Source organism: Nocardia asteroides (genome assembly GCF_900637185.1).
In the GTDB taxonomy this organism is placed as follows: Bacteria; Actinomycetota; Actinomycetes; order Mycobacteriales; family Mycobacteriaceae; genus Nocardia; species Nocardia asteroides.
This window is the reverse complement of sequence record NZ_LR134352.1, coordinates 2,032,607-2,053,318: the sequence shown is the minus strand read 5'-3', so window position 1 is coordinate 2,053,318 and position 20,712 is coordinate 2,032,607. Positions and strand designations below refer to the sequence as shown.

Annotated in this window: 19 protein-coding genes; 11 read left to right on the top strand and 8 right to left on the bottom strand. The window is 69.8% G+C overall.

Going from position 1 to position 20,712, the window contains the following annotated elements; genetic code table 11:
* Nucleotides 1–9 precede the first annotated feature (9 nt).
* The 3 genes from icmF to EL493_RS09485 all read left to right on the top strand — a co-directional run bounded on the left by icmF (nt 10) and on the right by EL493_RS09485 (nt 4,852).
* Complete coding sequence (gene icmF, locus EL493_RS09495) at nt 10–3,231, top strand: fused isobutyryl-CoA mutase/GTPase IcmF (protein WP_019045378.1); 3,222 nt, start codon at nt 10–12, stop codon at nt 3,229–3,231.
* An 81-nt stretch (nt 3,232–3,312) separates the two neighbouring features.
* Nucleotides 3,313–4,395: an amidohydrolase family protein gene (locus tag EL493_RS09490; protein ID WP_198040782.1), complete on the top strand. Its 1,083-nt coding sequence runs from the start codon at nt 3,313–3,315 to the stop codon at nt 4,393–4,395.
* 49 nt (nt 4,396–4,444) lie between these two features.
* Complete coding sequence (locus EL493_RS09485; protein WP_019045376.1) at nt 4,445–4,852, top strand: DUF3224 domain-containing protein; 408 nt, start codon at nt 4,445–4,447, stop codon at nt 4,850–4,852.
* A 2-nt stretch (nt 4,853–4,854) separates the two neighbouring features.
* Here EL493_RS09485 and EL493_RS09480 read toward each other — a convergent pair whose 3' ends face one another.
* Nucleotides 4,855–5,604, bottom strand: a complete 750-nt coding sequence (locus EL493_RS09480; RefSeq protein WP_019045375.1) for an SWIM zinc finger family protein — start codon at nt 5,602–5,604, stop codon at nt 4,855–4,857.
* On the bottom strand, nt 5,605–8,403 hold the full coding sequence (locus EL493_RS09475) for a DEAD/DEAH box helicase (protein ID WP_022567390.1): 2,799 nt from the start codon (nt 8,401–8,403) through the stop codon (nt 5,605–5,607).
* A 203-nt stretch (nt 8,404–8,606) separates the two neighbouring features.
* Here EL493_RS09475 and EL493_RS09470 point away from each other — a divergent pair, with 203 nt between their 5' ends.
* Nucleotides 8,607–8,969, top strand: a complete 363-nt coding sequence (locus EL493_RS09470) for a hypothetical protein (protein WP_019045373.1) — start codon at nt 8,607–8,609, stop codon at nt 8,967–8,969.
* Between the two features lie 45 nt (nt 8,970–9,014).
* Nucleotides 9,015–9,701: an HNH endonuclease family protein gene (locus tag EL493_RS09465; protein WP_019045372.1), complete on the top strand. Its 687-nt coding sequence runs from the start codon at nt 9,015–9,017 to the stop codon at nt 9,699–9,701.
* A gap of 207 nt (nt 9,702–9,908) precedes the next feature.
* On the opposite strand, the gene EL493_RS09455 is transcribed toward EL493_RS09465, so the two are convergent.
* Complete coding sequence (locus EL493_RS09455; RefSeq protein WP_197724382.1) at nt 9,909–10,715, bottom strand: sulfurtransferase; 807 nt, start codon at nt 10,713–10,715, stop codon at nt 9,909–9,911.
* A 227-nt stretch (nt 10,716–10,942) separates the two neighbouring features.
* Here EL493_RS09455 and EL493_RS09450 point away from each other — a divergent pair, with 227 nt between their 5' ends.
* On the top strand, nt 10,943–12,139 hold the full coding sequence (locus EL493_RS09450) for a benzoate/H(+) symporter BenE family transporter (protein ID WP_019045370.1): 1,197 nt from the start codon (nt 10,943–10,945) through the stop codon (nt 12,137–12,139).
* Nucleotides 12,140–12,142: 3 nt separating this feature from the next.
* Here the strand turns inward: EL493_RS09450 and EL493_RS09445 are convergent, their stop codons facing one another.
* On the bottom strand, nt 12,143–12,478 hold the full coding sequence (locus EL493_RS09445; RefSeq protein WP_126405637.1) for a hypothetical protein: 336 nt from the start codon (nt 12,476–12,478) through the stop codon (nt 12,143–12,145).
* A gap of 10 nt (nt 12,479–12,488) precedes the next feature.
* On the opposite strand from EL493_RS09445, the gene EL493_RS09440 reads away from it, so the two are divergent.
* Nucleotides 12,489–12,674, top strand: a complete 186-nt coding sequence (locus tag EL493_RS09440; protein ID WP_030200277.1) for a hypothetical protein — start codon at nt 12,489–12,491, stop codon at nt 12,672–12,674.
* 131 nt (nt 12,675–12,805) lie between these two features.
* Here the strand turns inward: EL493_RS09440 and EL493_RS09435 are convergent, their stop codons facing one another.
* The 4 genes from EL493_RS09435 to EL493_RS09420 form a co-directional block, all read right to left on the bottom strand.
* A complete protein-coding gene (locus EL493_RS09435; protein WP_019045367.1) occupies nt 12,806–14,425 on the bottom strand; it encodes a restriction endonuclease in 1,620 nt (539 codons plus the stop codon).
* Between the two features lie 141 nt (nt 14,426–14,566).
* Nucleotides 14,567–14,860, bottom strand: a complete 294-nt coding sequence (locus tag EL493_RS09430) for a HigA family addiction module antitoxin (protein WP_019045366.1) — start codon at nt 14,858–14,860, stop codon at nt 14,567–14,569.
* Nucleotides 14,861–14,873: 13 nt separating this feature from the next.
* Complete coding sequence (locus EL493_RS09425) at nt 14,874–15,155, bottom strand: type II toxin-antitoxin system RelE/ParE family toxin (protein ID WP_030200292.1); 282 nt, start codon at nt 15,153–15,155, stop codon at nt 14,874–14,876.
* Between the two features lie 48 nt (nt 15,156–15,203).
* Nucleotides 15,204–15,695, bottom strand: coding sequence for an Lrp/AsnC family transcriptional regulator (locus tag EL493_RS09420; protein ID WP_019045364.1), 492 nt, complete (start codon nt 15,693–15,695; stop codon nt 15,204–15,206).
* Nucleotides 15,696–15,865: 170 nt separating this feature from the next.
* On the opposite strand from EL493_RS09420, the gene pdhA reads away from it, so the two are divergent.
* From pdhA to EL493_RS09400, 4 genes are all read left to right on the top strand, one after another.
* Nucleotides 15,866–16,948 carry a pyruvate dehydrogenase (acetyl-transferring) E1 component subunit alpha gene (gene pdhA, locus EL493_RS09415; RefSeq protein WP_019045363.1) on the top strand — a complete coding sequence of 361 codons (1,083 nt, stop codon included), beginning with the start codon at nt 15,866–15,868 and terminating at the stop codon, nt 16,946–16,948.
* On the top strand, nt 16,945–17,919 hold the full coding sequence (locus tag EL493_RS09410) for an alpha-ketoacid dehydrogenase subunit beta (RefSeq protein ID WP_019045362.1): 975 nt from the start codon (nt 16,945–16,947) through the stop codon (nt 17,917–17,919). The genes pdhA and EL493_RS09410 overlap by 4 nt, the downstream gene beginning before the upstream one ends.
* Before the next feature lie 15 nt (nt 17,920–17,934).
* Nucleotides 17,935–19,257: a dihydrolipoamide acetyltransferase family protein gene (locus EL493_RS09405; RefSeq protein ID WP_019045361.1), complete on the top strand. Its 1,323-nt coding sequence runs from the start codon at nt 17,935–17,937 to the stop codon at nt 19,255–19,257.
* A 79-nt stretch (nt 19,258–19,336) separates the two neighbouring features.
* Complete coding sequence (locus EL493_RS09400) at nt 19,337–20,701, top strand: uracil-xanthine permease family protein (protein WP_019045360.1); 1,365 nt, start codon at nt 19,337–19,339, stop codon at nt 20,699–20,701.
* Nucleotides 20,702–20,712 lie beyond the last annotated feature (11 nt).

Here is a 20,712-nt window from a genome sequence, read left to right as displayed (position 1 = left end):
GAGGCAGTCATGAGCGAGTCCGGCGCGCTGCACGTTCCCGTCCATCCCGTGCGATTCGTGACCTCGGCGGCGCTGTTCGACGGGCACGACGCCGCGATCAACATCATGCGGCGCATCCTCCAGGCCCAGGGCGCGGAGGTGATCCACCTCGGCCACAACCGCTCGGTCCGCGAGATCGTCGACGCGGTGCTCGAGGAGGACGTGCAGGGCGTCGCGGTGAGCTCCTACCAGGGCGGCCACCTCGAGTTCTTCGAGTACCTGGCCGAGTCGCTGCGCGCGGCGGGCGCGGGGCACGTGCGGATCTTCGGCGGTGGCGGTGGCGTGATCGTCGCCGAGGAGATCGAGCGGCTCGCGCGCTGCGGCGTACGGATCTTCTCCCCCGAGGACGGCCAGCGCCTCGGTCTGCCCGGCATGATCAACGAACTGATCCGCACCTGCGACGTCGACCCGGCCGCCACCGGCCCCGATCTCGACGCGCTCTACACCGGCGACCGCCGCGCCCTGGCCCGCACCATCACCTGCCTCCAGCAGGGCGCGCTACCGGAACCGGACCGGGCCGCGATCGTGGCCGCCGCCGCCAAGCGCCGGGTGCCGGTGCTCGGCATCACCGGCACCGGCGGCTCCGGAAAGTCCTCGCTCACCGACGAATTGGTGCGCAGGCTGCGCACCGACCAGCAGGACAAGCTGCGCGTCGCGGTGCTCGCCGTCGACCCGACCCGGCGCCGCGCGGGTGGCGCGCTGCTCGGTGACCGCATCCGGATGAACGCCCTCGACGGCGACCACGTCTACTTCCGGTCGCTGGCCACCCGCGGCAATCACGAACTGCCCGACGACATCGACACCATGATCGCCGCCTGCCGGGCGGCGGGCCACGACCTGGTGATCCTGGAGACTCCCGGCATCGGCCAGGGCGACGCGGGCATCGTCGACCACGTCGACGTGGCGCTCTACGTGATGACACCGGAGTTCGGCGCAGCCTCCCAGCTGGAGAAGATCGACATGCTCGACTACGCCGACGTGGTCGCGGTCAACAAGTACGAGCGCCGAGGCGCGGCCGACGCGGTGCGCGACGTGGCCCGCCAATTGATCCGCAACCGTGCGGAATTCGGCGCCTCCCCCGCCGACATGCCCGTCTTCGGCACCAGCGCGGCCACCTTCGACGACGACGGCGTGACCGCCCTCTACCAGCACCTCACCGGCTTGCTCAGCGAGCACGGCCTGCCGCTGGAACCGGGCGCGCTCCCCCGGGTGGACACCAAGGTCTCCACCCGGTTCGCCCAGCTGGTGCCGCCGGCGCGGGTGCGCTACCTGGCCGAGATCGCCGAGACCGTGCGCGCCTACCACGCCGACACCGCCCGGGAAGTCGCTGCGGCGCAACGGGTTCAGCGTCTCGACCTGGTGCACGCGGAGCTGCCCGACGACGCGGCTGTCGCCGATCTGCTCGCCCGCGCCCGCGCGGAACTGTCGGCGGATTCGGCCGCGCTGCTGGCCGAGTGGCCCGCCCTGGCCGACAGCTACCGGGGCGCCGAACAGGTGGTGCGCGTGCGCGACCGCGAGATCCGGACGCCGCTGCGTCGCGAATCCCTGTCCGGCTCCAGCATCTCCCGCGTCGCGCTGCCGCGCTACACCGATCACGGTGAGCTGCTGCGCTTCCTGCGCGCCGAGCACCTGCCGGGCCGATTCCCGTTCACCGCAGGGGTTTTCCCGTTCAAACGCGACAACGAGGACCCGGCCAGGATGTTCGCCGGCGAGGGCGACCCCGCCCGCACCAACCGGCGCTTCAAGGTGCTCAGCGCGCATGCCGAGGCGACCCGGCTCTCCACGGCGTTCGACTCGGTCACCCTCTACGGCCACGACCCCGCCGAACGTCCCGACATCTACGGCAAGGTCGGGACCTCGGGGGTCTCGGTGGCCACCATCGAGGACATGCGCACCCTGTTCGACGGCTTCGACCTGTGCGCGCCGACCACCTCGGTCTCGATGACCATCAACGGCCCGGCCCCCACGATCCTCGCGTTCTTCCTCAACACCGCCATCGACCAGGCGTTGGACCGCTTCACCGAGGACCACGGCCGCGAACCCACCGGCGCCGAGGCGGCCGGGATCAGGGCGCGCACGCTGTCGACGGTGCGCGGCACGGTGCAGGCCGACATCCTGAAGGAGGACCAGGGCCAGAACACCTGCCTGTTCTCCACCGAATTCAGTCTGCGGATGATGGCCGACATCCAGGAATGGTTCGTCCGCAACGACGTGCGCAATTTCTATTCGGTGTCCATTTCGGGCTATCACATCGCCGAGGCGGGTGCGAACCCGATCAGCCAGCTGGCCTTCACCCTGGCCAACGGATTCACCTACGTCGAAACCTATCTCGCTCGCGGACTCGCCATCGACGACTTCGCGCCGAACCTGTCGTTCTTCTTCTCCAACGGCATGGACCCGGAGTACACGGTGATCGGCCGGGTGGCCCGGCGGATCTGGGCGATCGCCCTGCGCGAGCGCTACGGCGCCGGGGAACGCGCGCAGAAACTGAAGTACCACGTGCAGACCTCCGGCCGTTCGCTGCACGCGCAGGAAATGCAGTTCAACGACATCCGCACCACGCTGCAAGCCCTGATCGCCGTCTACGACAATTGCAACAGCCTGCACACCAATGCCTTCGACGAGGCGGTGACCACCCCCACCGAGGATTCGGTACGCCGCGCGCTGGCGATCCAGCTCATCATCGCCAAGGAATGGGGCCTGGCGATGAACGAGAACCCGTTGCAGGGCAGTTTCGTCATCGACGAACTCACCGATCTGGTCGAAGAGGCCGTGCTGCTGGAATTCGAGCGGATCAGCGAACGCGGCGGGGTGCTCGGCGCGATGGAGACCGGCTATCAGCGCGGCCGCATCCAGGACGAATCCATGCGCTACGAGCAGCGCAAACACGACGGTTCGCTGCCGATCGTCGGGGTGAACACCTTCCGCGGCCACGGCGACGACGGTGCGCACGGACCGCTGGAACTGGCGCGCGGTACCGAGGCCGAACGCCGCTCACAGCTGGCGCGGCTGCGCGAGTTCACCGACGACAACGCCGAGCGGTCCCATCGCGCGCTGGCCAGGCTGGCCGAGGTGGCGCACACCGACGGCAATATTTTCGAGGTGCTGATGGACGCGGCCCGGGTGTGCAGTCTCCAGCAGGTCACCGACACTTTCTTCGCCGTCGGCGGCCAGTATCGACGAACCGTCTGAGGCGATAGCCGCGGCCGCGAATCCGTACACGCCCGGTGACGGCGTGTGACAATTGCCGCCAGCACACTGCCAGCGGCGGCGATGGGACGCACAGCAATGGACCTGACCGAGCTCGACATCATCGATGCGCACATTCACCAGTGGGACCCGCACACGACGCCACGGCTGTTCAGCCCGCACGCCAAGCTGCTGCGCTACCTCCCGATCTCGGTCGATATCGCGGCGAAATTCATGCCGCGCCGGGATCGCGAATTCGTCGGCGACCCGATCGCCTACATGGGCCCGTATCTGCCCGCGGATTACCGGTCCGACCAGGGCGGCACCGCCGTGCGCGGCATCGGGCACGTGGAGGCGGAGTGGTCGGCCTGGAAACCCGACGAGACGCGCTGGGTGGCCAGCCTGCCGTTCGGTGTCGATACCCCGGCGCTGGCCTCCGTCGTCGGCGGCGCCGATCCCGCCGCGGCCGACTTCGCCGCGGTCCTGGACGCGCACCAGTCCGCCTCCCCGCTGCTACGCGGAATCCGCTCGACGGTCGCCTACCACCCCGATCCGGCGGTGAAGTCGTTCGCCGCGCACGACGGCAGGCTCACCGATCCGGCCTTCCTCGACGGGTTCGGCGAGCTGGCCGAGCGCGGGCTGTCTTTCGACGCCTGGCTGTACTCGGGTCAGCTGCCCGAGGTGACGGCACTGGCCGAGCGGTTCCCCGAGGTGCCGATCGTGCTCGACCACCTGGCCACCCCGGCCGGCATCTTCGGTCCGGTGGGCAAGGACACCGGACACACGGTGGCGCAGCGCCAGGCGCTGTTCGACCGCTGGCAGCACGACCTGACCGATCTGGCCGCGCAGCCCAATGTGGTGGCCAAGGTCAGCGGTCTGATGATGCCCGTCCTCGGTCACCCGGTGCCCCGGCGCGGCGTGCCGACGCCGGTCCCCACCCTGGTCGACCGGGTGCGGCCACTGCTCGCGCACGCGCTGGCCGTCTTCGGGCCCGACCGGCTCGTCTGGGGTTCCAACTTCCCGGTCGACCGGCCGATCACCAGCCTCACCGGGGCGGTGCACACGGTGGCCACCGCGCTCACCGACGCGGGCGCGAGCGACGACGACCTGCGGAAGGTGTTCGGCGGCAACGCCGTCCGGGTCTACCGCATCGACCCGGCCGAGTGATCCGGCGCGGAGGCCCGGATCTGTCGGTGGCCCGGTCTAGCATCGCCGCATGAAGGCAACCGGCACATTCGAGCTCACCGCGTTCGACCCCACCGACCTGCAACCGCAGCCACCCATCGCCACCGCGCTGCCCGTCGGCGTCACCCTGATGACCAAGGAGTACGCGGGCGAGATCACCGGCCGCTCGGCCACCCTGTTCACGGCGGCCTTCGACATCGCCGGCGGCGCGGGCACCTATATCGCCATGGAGTCGTTCGAGGGCGCCCTGCACGGTAAGGCGGGCGCGTTCAATTTCGTCCACTCCGCCACCACCGCGGGCACCGATCGCACCGACGAGTTCTTCCACATCGTCCCCGCCAGCGGCACCGCCGACCTGGCAGGCATCACCGGCACCGGCGCGCTGTCCGTCGACGCCACCGGCACCCACCACATCTGGTTCGAGTACGAACTCCCCTGAGCTCAGCTCTCGAATTCCGGGTAGAGGGAACGTAATTCGCGTAGACCGAGGGCGGCGGCCTGCTCGTCCTCGGTCGTCATCCGCAGGGCGCGGCGGAGCGGGACGGGATCGAGGTCGTCGATGACGGGGTGGAACTCGACGCGGGGCAGCTCGGGCAGGACCAGGTCGTCGCCGTAGGGGTCGGCGGATTCGGTGGCGCGGGTGGACTTCTCGACGCCGCCGATGAGGGTGTCGAGGTCCAGGCCGCGCAGGGTGAGGATATCGCTGGGTTGCTCGTCGAGGCGCTCGGCCAGCAGGTAGCAGACGGCGGCGACGTGTTTGCACGGCCAGCCCATGTCGGGGCAGCTGCAGGAGAAGTCCAGCTCGGAGGCGGTGGTCGGCAGCAGGTGTGGGCCGAGCGCGGGCGGCAGTGCGCCGGAGGCGATCTCGGCGAGCATGCCGGGCGCCTCCCTGATCTCGGCGAGCAGCAGGTCGATCTCCTCCGCGCGCAGCGGGCGCAGGGTGAGCACCGAGGTGAAGGGGCTGGGCTGGCTGCCCTGCACCTCGGCGGTGACGGCGCCGCGCTCGATCCGGTAGTTCACCACCTGCCCGGCCCTGGCATAGGTGCGCCCGCGCGAGAGCCTGCCCGCGTCGGCGACTTTCTCCACCGCGTCGAGCAGCGCCTTGCCCCACCAGGTGCGGCCGAACCCGCCCCTGGCCGCCGCACCGCCGGTGACCGGCCTGCGCGGCCCGAACTGACTGAAATCGGCCATCTACTCCCCCACCGCCTCGGCGCCCAGGGTGAACAGGTCGCGCAGTTCGTCGGTGCTCAGCTCGGTGATCCAGTTCTCGCCCGCGCCGACGGCCAGGTCGGCCAGCTGCTTCTTGCCGCTGATCATCTCGTCGATCCGCTCCTCGATGGTGTCGACGCAGACCAGCTTGCGGACCTGCACCGCGCGCTGCTGGCCGATCCGGAACGCGCGGTCGGTGGCCTGGTTCTCCACCGCCGGATTCCACCAGCGATCCAGGTGGACAACATGATTGGCGGCGGTGAGATTGAGCCCGGTGCCGCCCGCCTTGAGCGAGAGCAGCATCAGCGGCGGGCCGTTCTCGGTCTGGAAGCCGGTGACCATCTCGTCGCGGCCCTTCTTGGACACCCCGCCGTGCAGGAACGGGATCGGGGTGCCGAACCGTTCGGTGAGATACGGCAGCACCAGCTCACCGAATTCGCGGAACTGGGTGAACAGCAGGGCCTTCTCGCCGTCGGCGACCACCGCGTCGAGCACGTCCTCGATCAGGGCCAGCTTGCCGGAGCGGTGGCTGCCGCGCCGCAGGATCGGGGAACCGTCGCCGAGGAAATGCGCCGGATGATTGCAGACCTGCTTGAGCCGGGTGAGCGCGCCGAGCACCGCGCCCTTGCGCGCCATGCCTTTCGCGTCCTTCAGCTTGGCCAGCATGTCGTCGACCACGGCCTGGTACAGCGCCGCCTGCTCGACGGTGAGGTTGGCCCGGACCGTCATCTCCAGCTTCTCCGGCAGATCGCTGATGACGGCCGGGTCGGTCTTGAGCCTGCGCAGCACGAACGGGTCGGTGATCAGCCGCAGCCGGTCGACGGCCTGCTGATCGCGTTCCCGCTCGATCGGCACGGCGAACTTGGCGCGGAACGACTGCGGGCTGCCGAGCAGTTTCGGCATGGCGAAGTCGAACAGCGCGCGCAGTTCCTCCAGCCGGTTCTCCACCGGGGTGCCGGTGAGCGCCAGCCGATGCCGGCCGGGCAGGGCGCGCGCGGCCCGGGACTGGCGGGTGGCGGCGTTCTTGATGTGCTGCGCCTCGTCGAGCACGATCCGCTCCCACCGCTGCTCGCTGAGCAGGGTCGCGTCGCGGGCGAGCAGGGCGTAGGTCGTCACGACCAGGTCCGAATCCGCCACCGCAGCGGCGAATTCCGCGCCGGTCAGGCGGCCCGCGCCGTGGTGGACGAGCACTCGCAGATCGGGGGTGAAGCGTTGCGCTTCGCGCTGCCAGTTGCCCACCACCGACATCGGGCACACCAGCAGGGTGGGGCCGACGGCGTCGCCGGCGGCCTCGCGTTCGTGCGCGAGCAGAGCCAGTACCTGCACCGTCTTGCCCAGGCCCATGTCGTCGGCCAGGATCGCACCGCAGTTCAGCTTGCTCATCGTGGCCAGCCAGCTCAGGCCGCGTTCCTGGTACGGGCGCAGCTCCGCCTTCAAGCCGATCGGCACCGGGACCGGCTCGGGTTCGCCCTCCCTGGCGAACAATTCGGCGGCCCAGCCGTCGGCGGTGACCTCGGTGACCGGCACATTGTCGACCCGTTCGGCGGCGAGCTCGCCGATCATGTCGGCCAGGGTGATCGGGGTGTCGTCGGCGTGCAGCGCGACGTAGCGGGCCGCCGCGGCGAGCGCGCGATGATCGGCCTGCACCCATTCCCCGCGCAGCTGGACCAGATTCGACTTGCTGCGGATCAGCCGTTCCATCTCGGCCTTGGTGAGCACCAGGTCGCCGAGTGCCAATTCCCAACGGTAGGACAGCAATCCGCTCAACCCGACGGTGGATTCGGCGGCCGCGGGACTGCTCACCCGCAGCCGCATGCTCGGCTCGACGATGTTCCAGGCGCGCGGCAGCAGTAGCCGGATACCGGCCTCCTGCAGCGCGTGCGCGCCGTGCGCGACCAGGTCGGCGACCACCTCGGTGGGCAGCAGCAGGTCGAGGCCGCGCGGGTCGACGGGCAGGTCGCGCAGTCGCGGATAGGCCTTGCGGGCCTGCCCGAGCTTCTCGGCGGCGGTACGCACCAGCACCGGATCATCATCGAGGGCAACGGGTTTGGGCGCGTCGTCGACCGGGCGCAGGCATACCTGCAACCGCCACAGCGCCACCGTTTCGTCGACGGCGCCGAACTCGCCGTCGGGCTCGCAGAGCCGCAGCACCAGTTCGGGCTCGTCGGCGGCGTACCCGGCCCGCCACTGCGACAGCGTCTCCGCCAGCCGGTAGGAGCCCACCTCGAGCGGGGTGTCGTCGACCAGCGATCGCAGCAGCGGATGGGTGAGGGTGCGGTGTGCCAGGAACTCGCGGGCGATCGGGTCGGTGAGCTCGGTGACCAGGTCGTCGAGCACCGCGGCGGGCGATCCGGCGACCCGCAGCGCCGCGGGCATGGCTGCGGCCAGTTCGGCCAGCCACGCGCGCTGCCGCTGTCCGCCGACCAGCCGCCAGCGCACCCACCACTGGCCGTCGCCGCGCTCCACCTGCGGCACCACCCGGCCGGCCCGCACCCAGCGTTCCACCCCGCGCGCGACGTGGCCGAGGAAGCGCAGGTCACCGGAGATGTGCTCGCGCGCCAGCCGGCTGCGCAGCACGACAGCCGCCGTAGGTGGCGCGAGCGCGTGCGCGCGCACCTCGGCGGTGTCGGTCTGCCCCGTGGCGTCGACGACGAGCACCTGGGCGCGGTGCCGGAAGCGGGCGCGCTCGAGCAGCTCGCCGAGCACCGACCCCACGGCGACCGGTTCGGCGTCGTGCCACAGCAGCAGGCCCGACCCGGGGGACCACAGACCGTGCAGCATGGCCACCATCCAAGCAGGTGGCACCGACATGACCGGCGTCCGGCCCGCACCCCCTGGATTTCTGGCCGATCCCGGAACATACTTGGGATATCCCCTGGTCACGGGCCGGACCACCCACCGGCGACAACTACATAACGACCCAGGCGAACCGGGCTCGCTCCGGCTCGGCCGATGAACCCCTTGTATTCGTGCGGAGGGCAGTGATGACGATTCTGCTCCAGGTTCTCGAGCAGAGCTATACCCCGACAACCCCGTGGGAACGGCGCAAATTCACGTTCATCGACGCAGGCAAGATCGTCGGCATGCGGCTCGACGGCCAGTCCGGCGTGTGGCTGGACCTGTCCAGGCCGGGCGAGTCCCAGCGCCTGGCCCACACCGCCGATCCGCGCGATTCGATCACCTTCCTGCTGACCGTCTTCGCCAAGATCGCCGAATGCGAGGATCGGGGCGGCTCGTGGCTGGTCGGCCACGACGGCAAGCACATCTCCTCGATCGCGGCGACGCGGTTTCCGCCGAATTCCAGCGAAGTCGCCGCCGACGACATTCTGGCCCGCGCCTGGCTGTAGCCCCGCCGCGATTGTTGTCGGTACCTCCGGCTACAACTCCCAGGTATGGCGAAGTCGGCGTGGCTGCTCGTGCTGGTGCTCGCGCTCGCGGGCTGTGGCGTCCTCGTCCCGGACGAGCCGGTTCTTCCGGCGCCCGGCAGTCCCACGCGCGCCGAGGTCACCGCGCTGCTCGACCGGGTGCGGGTGATCGACGCCAGGCCGCGCCCCGGCGGCTACGAACGCGGCTGCAAGGTCGGTCAGGCCTGCGTGTTCGGCACCGCCTGGTCCGACGACACCGACGCGCCGGGCGGCCACGACGGCTGCGACACCCGTAACAACGTCCTGGCCGCCCAGCTGCGGGCGGTGATCCTGCGCGGCCGGTGCGTGGTCGTGGAGGGCGTGCTCACCGACCCGTACACCGGCGGCGACATCGCGTTCCGCAAGTCCGACGGCGGCCGCGTCCAGATCGACCACGTGTACCCGCTGGCCGCCGCCTGGGACATGGGCGCCGCCACCTGGCCACCCGCCCGGCGCCTGCGTTTCGCCAACGACCTGTCGGTCAACCTGCTCGCCACCGGCGCGTCCACCAACCAGTCCAAGGGCGACGACACCCCCGCCGACTGGCTCCCACCCGCCCGCGCCAACCACTGCTTCTACGCCGCCAAATACCTCACCGTCGCCCTCGACTACGACCTCCCCATCACCGCCGCCGACAACGCCACCCTGCACACCATCGCCCGCGGCTGCCCGTGAACCAACCACCCGGCACCCGAGGACATCGGGCGCCGCGACCTTCTGCTCGGCGCCGCCGGAGCGCACGGCCACGAATACGCGATCGACGCGATGGTGAGCGCCACCGCGTTGGCGGCGCCGGGCCCGGCGGTGATCCTCACCTCCGACCCCGACGACATCGCGATGCTGTGTGGCCCGGGTGTGACCGTCTGGAAGGGGCCCGGGAGCTCAGGCGCCGGTGGCGACCCGGCGCTTGGGGTCGTTGGACCATTGGGACCAGGAGCCCGGGTAGAGGGCGGCGGGGATGCCTGCGACGGCGAGGGCCGCGATCTGGTGGGCGGCGGTGACACCGGAGCCGCAGTAGACGGCGACCGGGCCGTCGCCGTAGGCGGCGAAACGGGCGCGCAGGTCGTCCGGGGTGCGGAAGCGGCCGGTGGGGTCCAGGTTCTCGGTGGTCGGGGCGCTCACGGCGCCGGGGATGTGGCCGGCCTGGGGGTCGACGGGTTCCACTTCGCCGCGGTAGCGTTCGCCGGCCCTGGCGTCGAGAAGGACGCCCGACCAGCTGCCCGCCGCGTCGGCGTCGATCACCGGCAGCGCGCCGGGGCGCACCACGAGGTCGCCGGGTTCCGGGTCGGCCTCGGCGCCGGTGGCCGGCTCGCCGCCCGACGCGATCCAGGCGGGCAGGCCGCCGTCCAGGATGCGCACGTCCTCGACCCCGGCCCAGCGGAGCAGCCACCATGCCCTGGCGGCGGCCATGCCCCCGGTCGCGTCGTAGACGACCACCGGTTCACCCGCGCTCAGACCCCAACTGCGCGCGCACTTCTCGAAGGTCCCCGGATCGGGCAGCGGATGCCTGCCGCGCGCGGGCGAGGGCGCGGCGGCCAGTTCGGTCTCCAGGTCGACGAACACCGCGCCGGGAATATGCCCGTCCAGATAGTGCTGCGGCCCGTCCGGATCCCCCAGTGCCCACCGCACATCGAGCAGATGGATCTTCCTGTCCGCCAGTTCTTCCCGGAGCCCTTCCGGGGAGATCAACACCGCGCCCACGCCCACTCCTCATCGCCGTCGAAACCGCTGCCGCCACCCTACTGAGGACCGCCCGGTCGCGCGTCCGAACTCGCCTCTCCCCGGGGTCCGAACGGGCCCGCGTTCGCCTCGACGGGCTACACAGCCCTGGTATCGGCAACTGGCAGGCTTCGATCAGGCCACTTTCGCGGCACTGGCAGGCGACAGCCGGGGGCTCGGCGGGCATCATCGGCACAATGTCGCAGGTCACCACCACGTCACCCGATGAGGCCGCCGAGGCGCGGAGCGGGATCGGTCAGCCGCTCGGGGCGGGGGCGATCACCGCGCTGGTCGGGTTCACCAGTTCGTTCGCGGTGGTGCTCAGTGGACTGCGGGCGGTGGGCGCGAGCCCGGCGCAGGCGGCATCGGGCCTGATGATCCTGTGTTTCACCCAGGGCATCGGGATTCTGCTGCTGAGTTTCCGGTACCGGATCCCGATCACGCTGGCCTGGTCGACACCGGGGGCGGCACTGCTGGCGAGCACCGGGCTGGTGGCCGGTGGGTGGCCGGGCGCGGTCGCCGCGTTCGGGGTGACGGGCGTGCTGATCGTGATCACCGGGTTGTGGCAGCGACTCGGGTCGCTGGTCGCGGCGATCCCGGTGCCGATCGCGCAGGCGATGCTGGCCGGGGTCCTCGTGCCGCTGTGCCTGGCGCCGGTGCAGGCGCTGCGCACCTCGCCCGCCGTGGTGGTGCCGGTCATCCTGGTATGGCTGGTGCTGCAACGGTTCGCGCCGAAGTGGGCGGTGCTGGTCGCCTTCGCCACCGCGGCGATCGGGACGGGGATCTACATCGCGGTCGGCCATCGGCACCTGGAGCCGGCCGCCATGGTCCCGACGGTGGAATTGACCGTGCCGCAATGGCATTGGCAGGCGATCATCGGCATCGCCGTGCCGCTCTACATCGTGACGATGGCCTCGCAGAACATCCCGGGCGTTGCCGTGATGCGCTCGTTCGACTATCAGGTGCCGTGGCGGGCGTCGATGCTGGTCACCGGCGTCGGCACCATCGCGGGCGCCGCGGCGGGCGGGCACGCGATCAACCTCGCCGCGATCAGCGCGGCGCTGTCGGCGGCGCCGAGCGCGAGCCCGGACCCGAAGCGCCGCTGGATCGCCGCCGCCACCGCGGGCGGCAGCTATCTGATCCTCGGGCTCGCGTCCGCCGCCCTGGTCACCCTGATCGCCGCCGCCCCCGCGGGCACCCTCGAAACCGTGGCGGGCCTGGCGCTGCTGGCGACCCTCGCCGCCGCGCTCACCGGCGCGCTCAGCGACCCCGAGCACCGGATGGCCGGACTGGTCACCTTCCTGGTGGCCGCGTCCGGCACCACCCTGTTCGGCATCGGTGGCGCCTTCTGGGCGCTGGTCGCCGGACTCGTGGTCCGGCGGGTCCTGCCGTGACGCTCAGAACGCGGGCACGCTGCTGGTGCTGGCATTGCCGCCGATCGAGGGCTGCAGGGTGATCTCCCAGTCCGAGCCGGCGTCGAAGGGGTCGTCGAACTTCTGGAACTTGCGGTCCCGGGTGAACCCGAGCGTGGCCTGATCCCAGTCGGTTCCGGTCTTCAGATACACGTAGTAGGTGCCGTCGATGCCGCTGAGCGTGGCCTCGGAATTGCCCTGCACGTAGATGATCGCCTGCGGCGCGGCGGGATTGCCGTTGGTCACCACCACGGCGAAGTCGGCGCTGTTGCCGTTGTCGATCCGCAGGGTCCCCGCCCCCGACAACCCGTCCTGCTGCACGATCTCACCGTTGTCCGCGCGCCGGTTCAGCACCGGCGCGGGCGGCACGACGGGCGCCGCCGACGCCGACGTGGTCGACCTCGACGACGTGCCGGCCGAACTCGTCGACCCCCCACCCTCACACCCAGCGAGCACCACCGAGCCCACCACCGCGACCACCACGAACAACTGCCGTTTCATCATGCGTCCCACCTGATTCCAGGGCACGAAGCCACCGAATCGGCTCACGCGCAACCGCATAGCGTCGCACGGCCGCCCATACTGCGCAAGAGATCACGGCATGGCGTCATTCGACGATCGCTCTCGCCGGCAGACAGGATTGCAGGGCTATGGCGTCGAGCTGGGGTCGACGAGTGGGGGTGGGTTGTTGCGCGGCGGCCGCGGCCGCCTGATGCCGATCACGACATCCTTGCCGAGATGTTCTTTGATGAGCGGAACAAGCTGCTGGCCATCGATCAACTCCATGCGCCCGTGCTCACGCGCCTTCTTCGCGCATCCGCTGGTGAACCAGGACGTGGTTATCAGGATCCCCCACGCAGCCTTCTTCTCCTCGATCGTCCCCGCGAGCTCACGGAGGTGATTCACGCCGATGACGCGCTGATATTGCTTCGCTTGGACGATCGACAATCCACCGACCAGCGGCGTCCTTTTCGCGATCACCGCATCGACACCATCGTCGTTGGATTGCTGCGTCGTCCAACCCTCGGCACCCTGCGCTTGGAAAAGCTGCCGCACGAGGTGCTCGAACTCGGTGGGCGACATGGCCATGAGATCCGGGCGTGAGTCGAGTGTCGCGGCGGCATCGAACTCCTTGGCGAACCGATATCGGCCCCAATCGAAATCCAGGGTCGACGCGATGGGTTCGACCTCGTACGGGTGCGCAGAGATCAGCGTGTCGAAGCTGCGGAGGCACGCCTGAGGTTCGACATGACGCAAGTTCTCATCCGAGGGCATCTGTTCTCGTTCGACGGTGGTGCTGATGATCGTCGGGGCGTCGAGCGCGCCCGTCGCCGGGTCACGACGTTGCACATAGCCATCGAGATGGACGGACTGGACCGCCTGGTCCGCACCGAACAATGCGCGAATCGCGAGCAGCGCGGTCTGCGCGATGGTTTCCCGGTAGAGGTCGCTGAGCTGGGCCTTCGTACGCGCAACCGCGCGTTCCTCGTCTTTCGTAGCGATGTACCGGAATTCACGCTGCTCAGGGACGATCGTGTGTGGCGGGAGCTCGAACCGCACAACGAGCAGCTCCGCACGCGGATCGAAGGCAACCTCGACAGCCCGCGGGAACTGGGCGGGCAACGCCAACTGAGCCAGTGCCTCGCCGGCGAGCCAGATGACGTCATCGGGGTGGCGGTCGCCGATCCCCGCCGCCCGTGCGTCGACAGCCGCGTTCTCCGCCGCGACCTGACGTTCCCATTCCTCGAGCCGCACGTCGTGTTCTGCCGCTTCGCGCGCCGCCGCCGCTCGGCGGTCGGCCTCTCTGATCTGGTGGGCTCGCCTCTCGGCCTCGAATTGGGCGCGAGCTTCGTCCACTCGCGTTCGATGACGTTGAGCGCCACCGAACATCCGTGCCAGCTTGCTCGGGATCTCGGGCTCATCCCACTGCGGCGCGGGTTCAGCCCGGGCGTAGACGCCGAGGTCCAGCACGGGAGCGACCAACCGACTCCGGTGCCTGCCAAGGTCAACCTCTACCGGGTAATCGAGACCGCCTGTCAACAACGACGTGAGCGTCTCAACCCACTCCGCCAAGCTGCGATTGACTTTCTCGACATTGTGCTTGCGCGACTCGATGTAGTCGGCTCGAGCCTGCCTCTGGTACCCGGCGACAGCTCGCTCCGCTTGTTTGCGTTCCCGTTCCAACGCGCGCTGCTGCCGAGCCTCGGCCTGTTCGGCCAATCGCTGCCGGTGTTCCAGCTCTTGGAAAAAGCCCCGTTTCGACCCCACAACCGCCCCTCCAGATCGCACTCGATAGTAAAGCGCTACAGCGTGATTGCGCCTTCAACAGTACGACTGCACACCGACAGGTGCCGCCCATGGCCGGTATTCGCCCGACGGCCCCGATCGGCTGCCGCCCGACTCGGATCGCTACGCCACGCGCAACGGCTGAATGGCTGCCAAGGCGGCACCGATCGCGTCGCGCTCGATCTCGAGGTCGTAGCGATTCTGGAGGTTCAGCCAGAAGATGTCGCTGGTGCCGAAGTAGCGCCCGAGGCGCAGGGCCGTGTCCGCGGTGATGCGCCGCTTGCCGTGCACGATCTCGTTGATCCTGCGCGGGGGCACACCGATCGCCACCGCGACTCGATGCTGAGTGATGCCGAGCGGCTCGATGAAGTCTTCCTTCAGCACCTCACCGGGATGCACCGGAGCCAGTTTGCCCATGTCGCCACCTCCTTCAGTGGTAGTCCACGATCGCCACCTGTTCGGGTCCCGCATCGGTCCAGACGAAACAGATTCTCCACTGCTCGTTGATCCGAAGGCTGTATTGCCCTTTGCGATTCCCCTTCAACGCCTCCAGCCGGTTGCCCGGCGGAACACGAAGCTCGCCCAGCGACACCGCAGCGTCCAAAATCGCGAGCTTGCGCAACGCCACCCGGAGGATCCGGGAATCGAACGTCTTCACATGCTCGCGATGCCACAAACGCTCAGTGTCCCGGTCTCCGAATGACCTGATCACCTACCCAGGATAACGCATTGCGTTAATAACGCCACGCGTTAAGGATACTCACCCCGGGCCGGCCAGGCGGTCGAGGAGGGGGGCGGTGCGGGGGCCGACGAGTTCGCGCATGACCAGGGCCATGTTGGTGCGTTCGACGCCGGGGATCTTGAGGATCTGGCCCGCGATGCGGTAGAGGTCGTCGGCGTCGCGGGCGACGATGCGGACGGTGAGGTCGGTGGAGCCGGTCATGCCGCAGACCTCGGTGACCTCGGGGACGTCGGCCAGCTCGTCGACGACCGCGTCGAGCTGGTGCTGGTCGACGACCACCGCGACGAAGGCTGCCAGCGGATAGCCGAGGGCGCGCGGTTCCACCCGGCGCTCGAAGCTGCCGAGGACACCGCCGCTGTCCCAGCGCGCCAGCCGCGCCTGCACGGTGTTGCGCGACAAGCCGAGGCGCGCGGCCAGCTCCACCCCGGTGGCCCGGGGGTTGGCGATGAGTTCGCGCAGCAATCGGGCGTCGGTCGCGTCGAGGGTCACGTCGGGTTCGCGACTGGTCATACAACGCAGTATGACAGCGCTCGACGGGTCCAGACCGCGCATTCTGCGCACCGCCGTGTCGGTCGCTTGCGCAGACGGCTTTATCGTGGATGCTGAGTGATACACATCGCACTCAGCGATTGTCGTACTTGCACCAGCCCACAAGGCACGGTGGTGAGGAGGCGATCTCGATGCCGGAGAAGCAGACCTACCCGGTCCAGCTGGTTCAGCCGGACGGCAGACGCGTGTTCGATCGGGAACACGCCGCCCTGGTGGCCGATGTCGATGCCGAACGATTGCGGCAGCTCTATCAGGACATGGTCGTCACCCGCCGCATCGATCTCGAGGCCACCGCGCTGCAACGTCAGGGCCAGCTCGGTCTGTGGCCGCCGCTGCTCGGCCAGGAGGCCGCCCAGGTGGGCTCGGCGCACGCCCTGCACCCCGACGACTACGTGTTCTGCTCCTACCGCGAGACGGCGGTGGCCTACTGCCGGGGCGTCGCGCCCGAACAGCTCACCACCCTGTGGCGCGGCGTGGCCCACCACTGCTGGGACCCGGACTCGGTGAACATGACCAACGCCAACATCGTGGTCGGCTCGCAGGGTCTGCACGCCACCGGTTACGCCTACGCCGCGCATCTGGACGGCGCCGACATGGCCACCATCGCCTACTTCGGCGACGGCGCGACCAGCCAGGGCGACATCGCCGAGGCACTCGGGTTCGCGGCGGCCTGGAGCGCGCCGGTGGTGTTCTTCTGCCAGAACAACCAGTGGGCGATCAGCGAACCGGTCGCGGTGCAGAGTCACGTGCCGCTGGTCCGCCGGGCCGACGGCTACGGGATCCCGGGCGTACAGGTGGACGGCAACGACGTACTCGCGGTGCTCGCCGTCACCCGGCAGGCGGTGGAACGCGCCCGCACCGGCGGCGGCCCCACCTTCGTCGAGGCGATGACCTACCGGATGGGCCCGCACACCACCGCCGACGACCCGAGCCGCTACCGCACCGCCGCCGACACCGAGTACTGGGAACACCGCGACCCGACCGAACGCCTGCGCCTGCTGCTCGACCGCGAGGGCCTGCTCGACCCGGAGTTCCAACGCCGGGTCACCGAGACCGCCGACGACGTGGCCCGCCGCGTGCGCACCGCCACCACCGAGATGCCCGACCCGGATCCCCTGCGCATGTTCGACAACGTCTACGCCACCGAGCACCCCCTGCTGGCCGAGGAGGCCAGGCAGTTCGCGGCCCACCTCGCCGAAGGAGCGCAGTCATGATCACCACCTTCGCCGCCGCCCTCAACACCGGCCTGCGCCGCGCCATGGAAGACGACGCCAAGGTGGTGCTGCTCGGCGAGGACATCGGCAGGCTCGGCGGCGTGTTCCGGGTGACCGACACCTTGCAGAAGGACTTCGGCGACAACCGGGTGATCGACACCCCGCTGGCCGAATCCGGCATCGTGGGAACGGCATTCGGCATGGCGCTGCGCGGCTACCGCCCGGTGGTGGAGATCCAGTTCGACGGCTTCGTCTATCCGGCCTTCGACCAGATCGTGTCCCAGGTCGCCAAGATCCACTACCGCACCGGCGGCAAGGTGAAGGCGCCGTTGACGATTCGCATCCCGTTCGGCGGCGGCATCGGCGCGGTGGAGCATCACTCCGAATCGCCGGAGGTGTATTTCGCGCACACCGCGGGCCTGCGGGTGGTCTCGCCGAGCACCCCCGCCGACGCGTATTCGATGATCCGCCAAGCCATCGCGCTCGACGACCCGGTGGTGTTCTTCGAACCGAAACGCCGCTACTGGGACAAGGCCGACGTCGATTTCGACGGTGATCCGGACCTGCCGCTGCACCGCGCCCGGGTGTGCACCCGCGGCGCCGACGCGACCGTGGTGGCCTACGGCGGCACCGTCGCCACCGCGCTGACGGCGGCGAAGATCGCGGCCGAGGAGGGACATTCGCTGGAGGTGATCGATCTGCGCAGCCTCTCGCCGATCGACGTCGACACCATCGCGGAGTCGGTCGACAAGACCGGCAGGCTGGTGATCGTGCACGAGGCGCCGGTGTTCGCCGGGCTCGGCGCCGAGATCGCGGCTCGGATCACCGAACGCTGCTTCTATCACCTGGAGGCTCCCGTGCTGCGCGTCGGTGGCTACGACATCCCCTACCCCCCGGCTAAGCTCGAAAAGCACCACCTGCCCGACCCCGATCGCATTCTGGCGGCGGTCGACCGGACTCTCGCCGCGTGATGAAAGGTGCCCTCAGTGCCGGAACGAGCCGCCGACGACGGTCATGTTCTCGAATTCCGCCTGCCCGACCTGGGCGAGGGCCTCGCCGACGGTGACCTGGTCTCCTGGTCGGTCGCCGTGGGCGACACGGTGGAACTGAATCAGACCATCGCCGAGGTGGAGACCGCCAAGGCGGTGGTGGCGCTGCCGTCGCCGTTCTCCGGGGTGGTGGTGGAACTGCTGGCCCAGCCCGGCGACACGGTGCCGGTCGGGGCGCCGCTGATCCGGGTGCGCAACGATCTCGAGGTCACCGCGCCACCCACCGCCGACAGCGTCGCCCGCAACGACGTGCTGGTCGGCTACGGTCCCGAGGCCGAATCCACTTCGCGCAGGCGCAAATCCGCCCCGTCGGCGGCGATGGCGTCGAATACGCCGAGCACCCATCGCGCGGCGGCCACCCCGGCCGCGCGCAAGCTGGCCAAGGAACTCGGCATCGATCTGTGGTTCGTCGCGGGGTCGGGCCCGGAAGGCGCGGTGACCGTCGACGACGTGCGCTCGGCGGTCCCGGTGACGGCGCCGCGCACCCAGGCCCGGGCGGTCGCGCCCGCGCGGGCGAACGGCCACGCCGATCCCGACCGCGGGCTGATCGAACCGGCCGCGCGCGAGGAACGCACGCCGGTCGCCGGTATCCGCAAGCGCACGGCCGCGGCCATGCTGGCCAGCGCCCGCACCATCCCGCAGGCCAGCACCTTCGTCACGCTCGACTGCACGGCGTCGATGGAACTGCTCGACCACCTGCGCACCACCAAGTCGTTCGAGGGCCTCACCCTCACGCCGCTGGCGCTGGTGGCCAAGGCGGCGCTGGCCGCCATCGCGGAGTATCCCGGGATCAACGCCGCGTGGGACGAGCAGAACCAGGAGATCGTCACCAAGCACTATGTGAACCTGGGGATCGCGGTGGCCGCGGACCGCGGGCTGCTGGTGCCCAATCTCAAGGAGGCGCAGACGCTGAGCCTGCGCGAGCTGTGCCGGGAGATCAGCTGGTCGGCCGAGACCGCCCGCGCGGGCAACGCCACGCCGGCGGACCTGCGCGGCGGCACCTTCACCATCACCAATGTCGGCGTCTTCGGCGTCGACACCGGCGTCCCGCTGGTGAACCCCGGCGAGGCGGCGATCCTGTGCCTGGGCTCGATTCGCAAGCGCCCCTGGGTCTTCCGCGACGAACTCGCCGTGCGCTGGGTGACCACCCTCGGCCTCAGCTTCGACCACCGGCTGATCGACGGCGAACTCGGCGCCCGCTTCCTCGCCACCACCGCCGGCTTCCTGGAAGACCCGCTGACCCTGCTCAGCCGCGTCTGAAGCGGATATATCCGACCCGTCACACCGGCGAAACACCGCACCCATCGGCGGTAAAAATGGCGGGCTACAAACAGGGGGCATGAGCGAGACACACCCTGTCGACACCCGACTGCCGTTCGCGCGCCAGCTGGCATTCGGCGTCCAGCACGTCCTGATCATGTACACCGGTTGCATCACCGTGCCCCTGGTATTCGGCGCGGCCGCCGGTCTCGACCGCGCCACGATCGGCCTGCTGATCAGCGCGGATCTACTCGTCGCCGGCATCATCACGCTGGTCCAGAGTCTCGGGGTGGGCAAGCTGGCCGGCGCGCGGCTGCCGATCGTGTGCGGGGCGACCTTCGTCGGACTGAATCCGATGATCTTGATCGCCAAGGAGTACGGGCTCGACGCCGTGTACGGGTCGATGCTGATCGGCGGTGTGGTCGGGATCGCGCTGGCCTGGCCGTTCGCCCGGGTGGTCCGGTTCTTCCCACCGCTGGTCACCGGGACGGTGCTGACCGTGGTGGGAGTTTCGCTGATCGGGGTCGCCGGGGGCCTGATCATCGGTACCGACCCGAAGGCGCCGGGTTTCGCCGCGCCCTCGAACATCGGGCTGGCGGCGGTGGTCGTGCTGATCGCGGTCGGATTCGTGTGTCTCGGCCGCGGGGTGTGGTCGCAACTCGGTGTGCTGATCGCGCTGCTCGCGGGCATCGCGATCGCGGTGCCGATGGGCCTGGTGACCACCTCGGGCCTGGGCGAGGCGGACTGGCTCGGCGTTCCCCAGCCGTTCCATTTCGGGGCACCACAGTTCCCGGTGACCGCGGTGGTGGCGATGAGCATCGTGATGGCGGTGGTGTTCGCCGAGTCGACGGCCAGCATGCTGGCGATCAGCGAGATCACCGGCAAACCGATCGGCAGAGGCGAGCTGGCGCGTGGTCTGGTGGGCGACGGCCTTTCGGGTGTGCTGGGTGGGGTGTTCACCGCGTTCGTCGACACGATCTTCAACCAGAACGTGGGCGCGGTCGCGGCGACGCGCGTCTACAGCCGGTACGTGACCGCCGTCAGCGGCGCGATCCTGGTGGTGCTGGGGTTGGTGCCACGGATCGGCGACGTCGTCGCGGCCATTCCGAAGCCGGTGGTCGGCGGGGTCGGGCTGGTGCTGTTCGCGACGGTAGCGGTGGTCGGGATCGACACGCTGCGCCGGGCCGACCTGCTCGACCGGGTGAACGCCACGATCGCCGCCACCGCGATCGGTCTCGGGCTGCTGCCGGAACTGACCAGCGGCATGTTCAGCAGGTTCCCGGCCTCGGCGCAGATCCTGCTCGACAGCGGCGTCACGCTGGGCGCAGGCGCCGCCTTCCTGCTCAATCTGGTCTTCAATCACACTCGGCTCGGGACGGTGGCCCGCGCCGCGCTGCCGCCGGCACGGCCCACCACCGAACCGGCCGGGACCGTCACCGCCTGAGGGGGCGAATC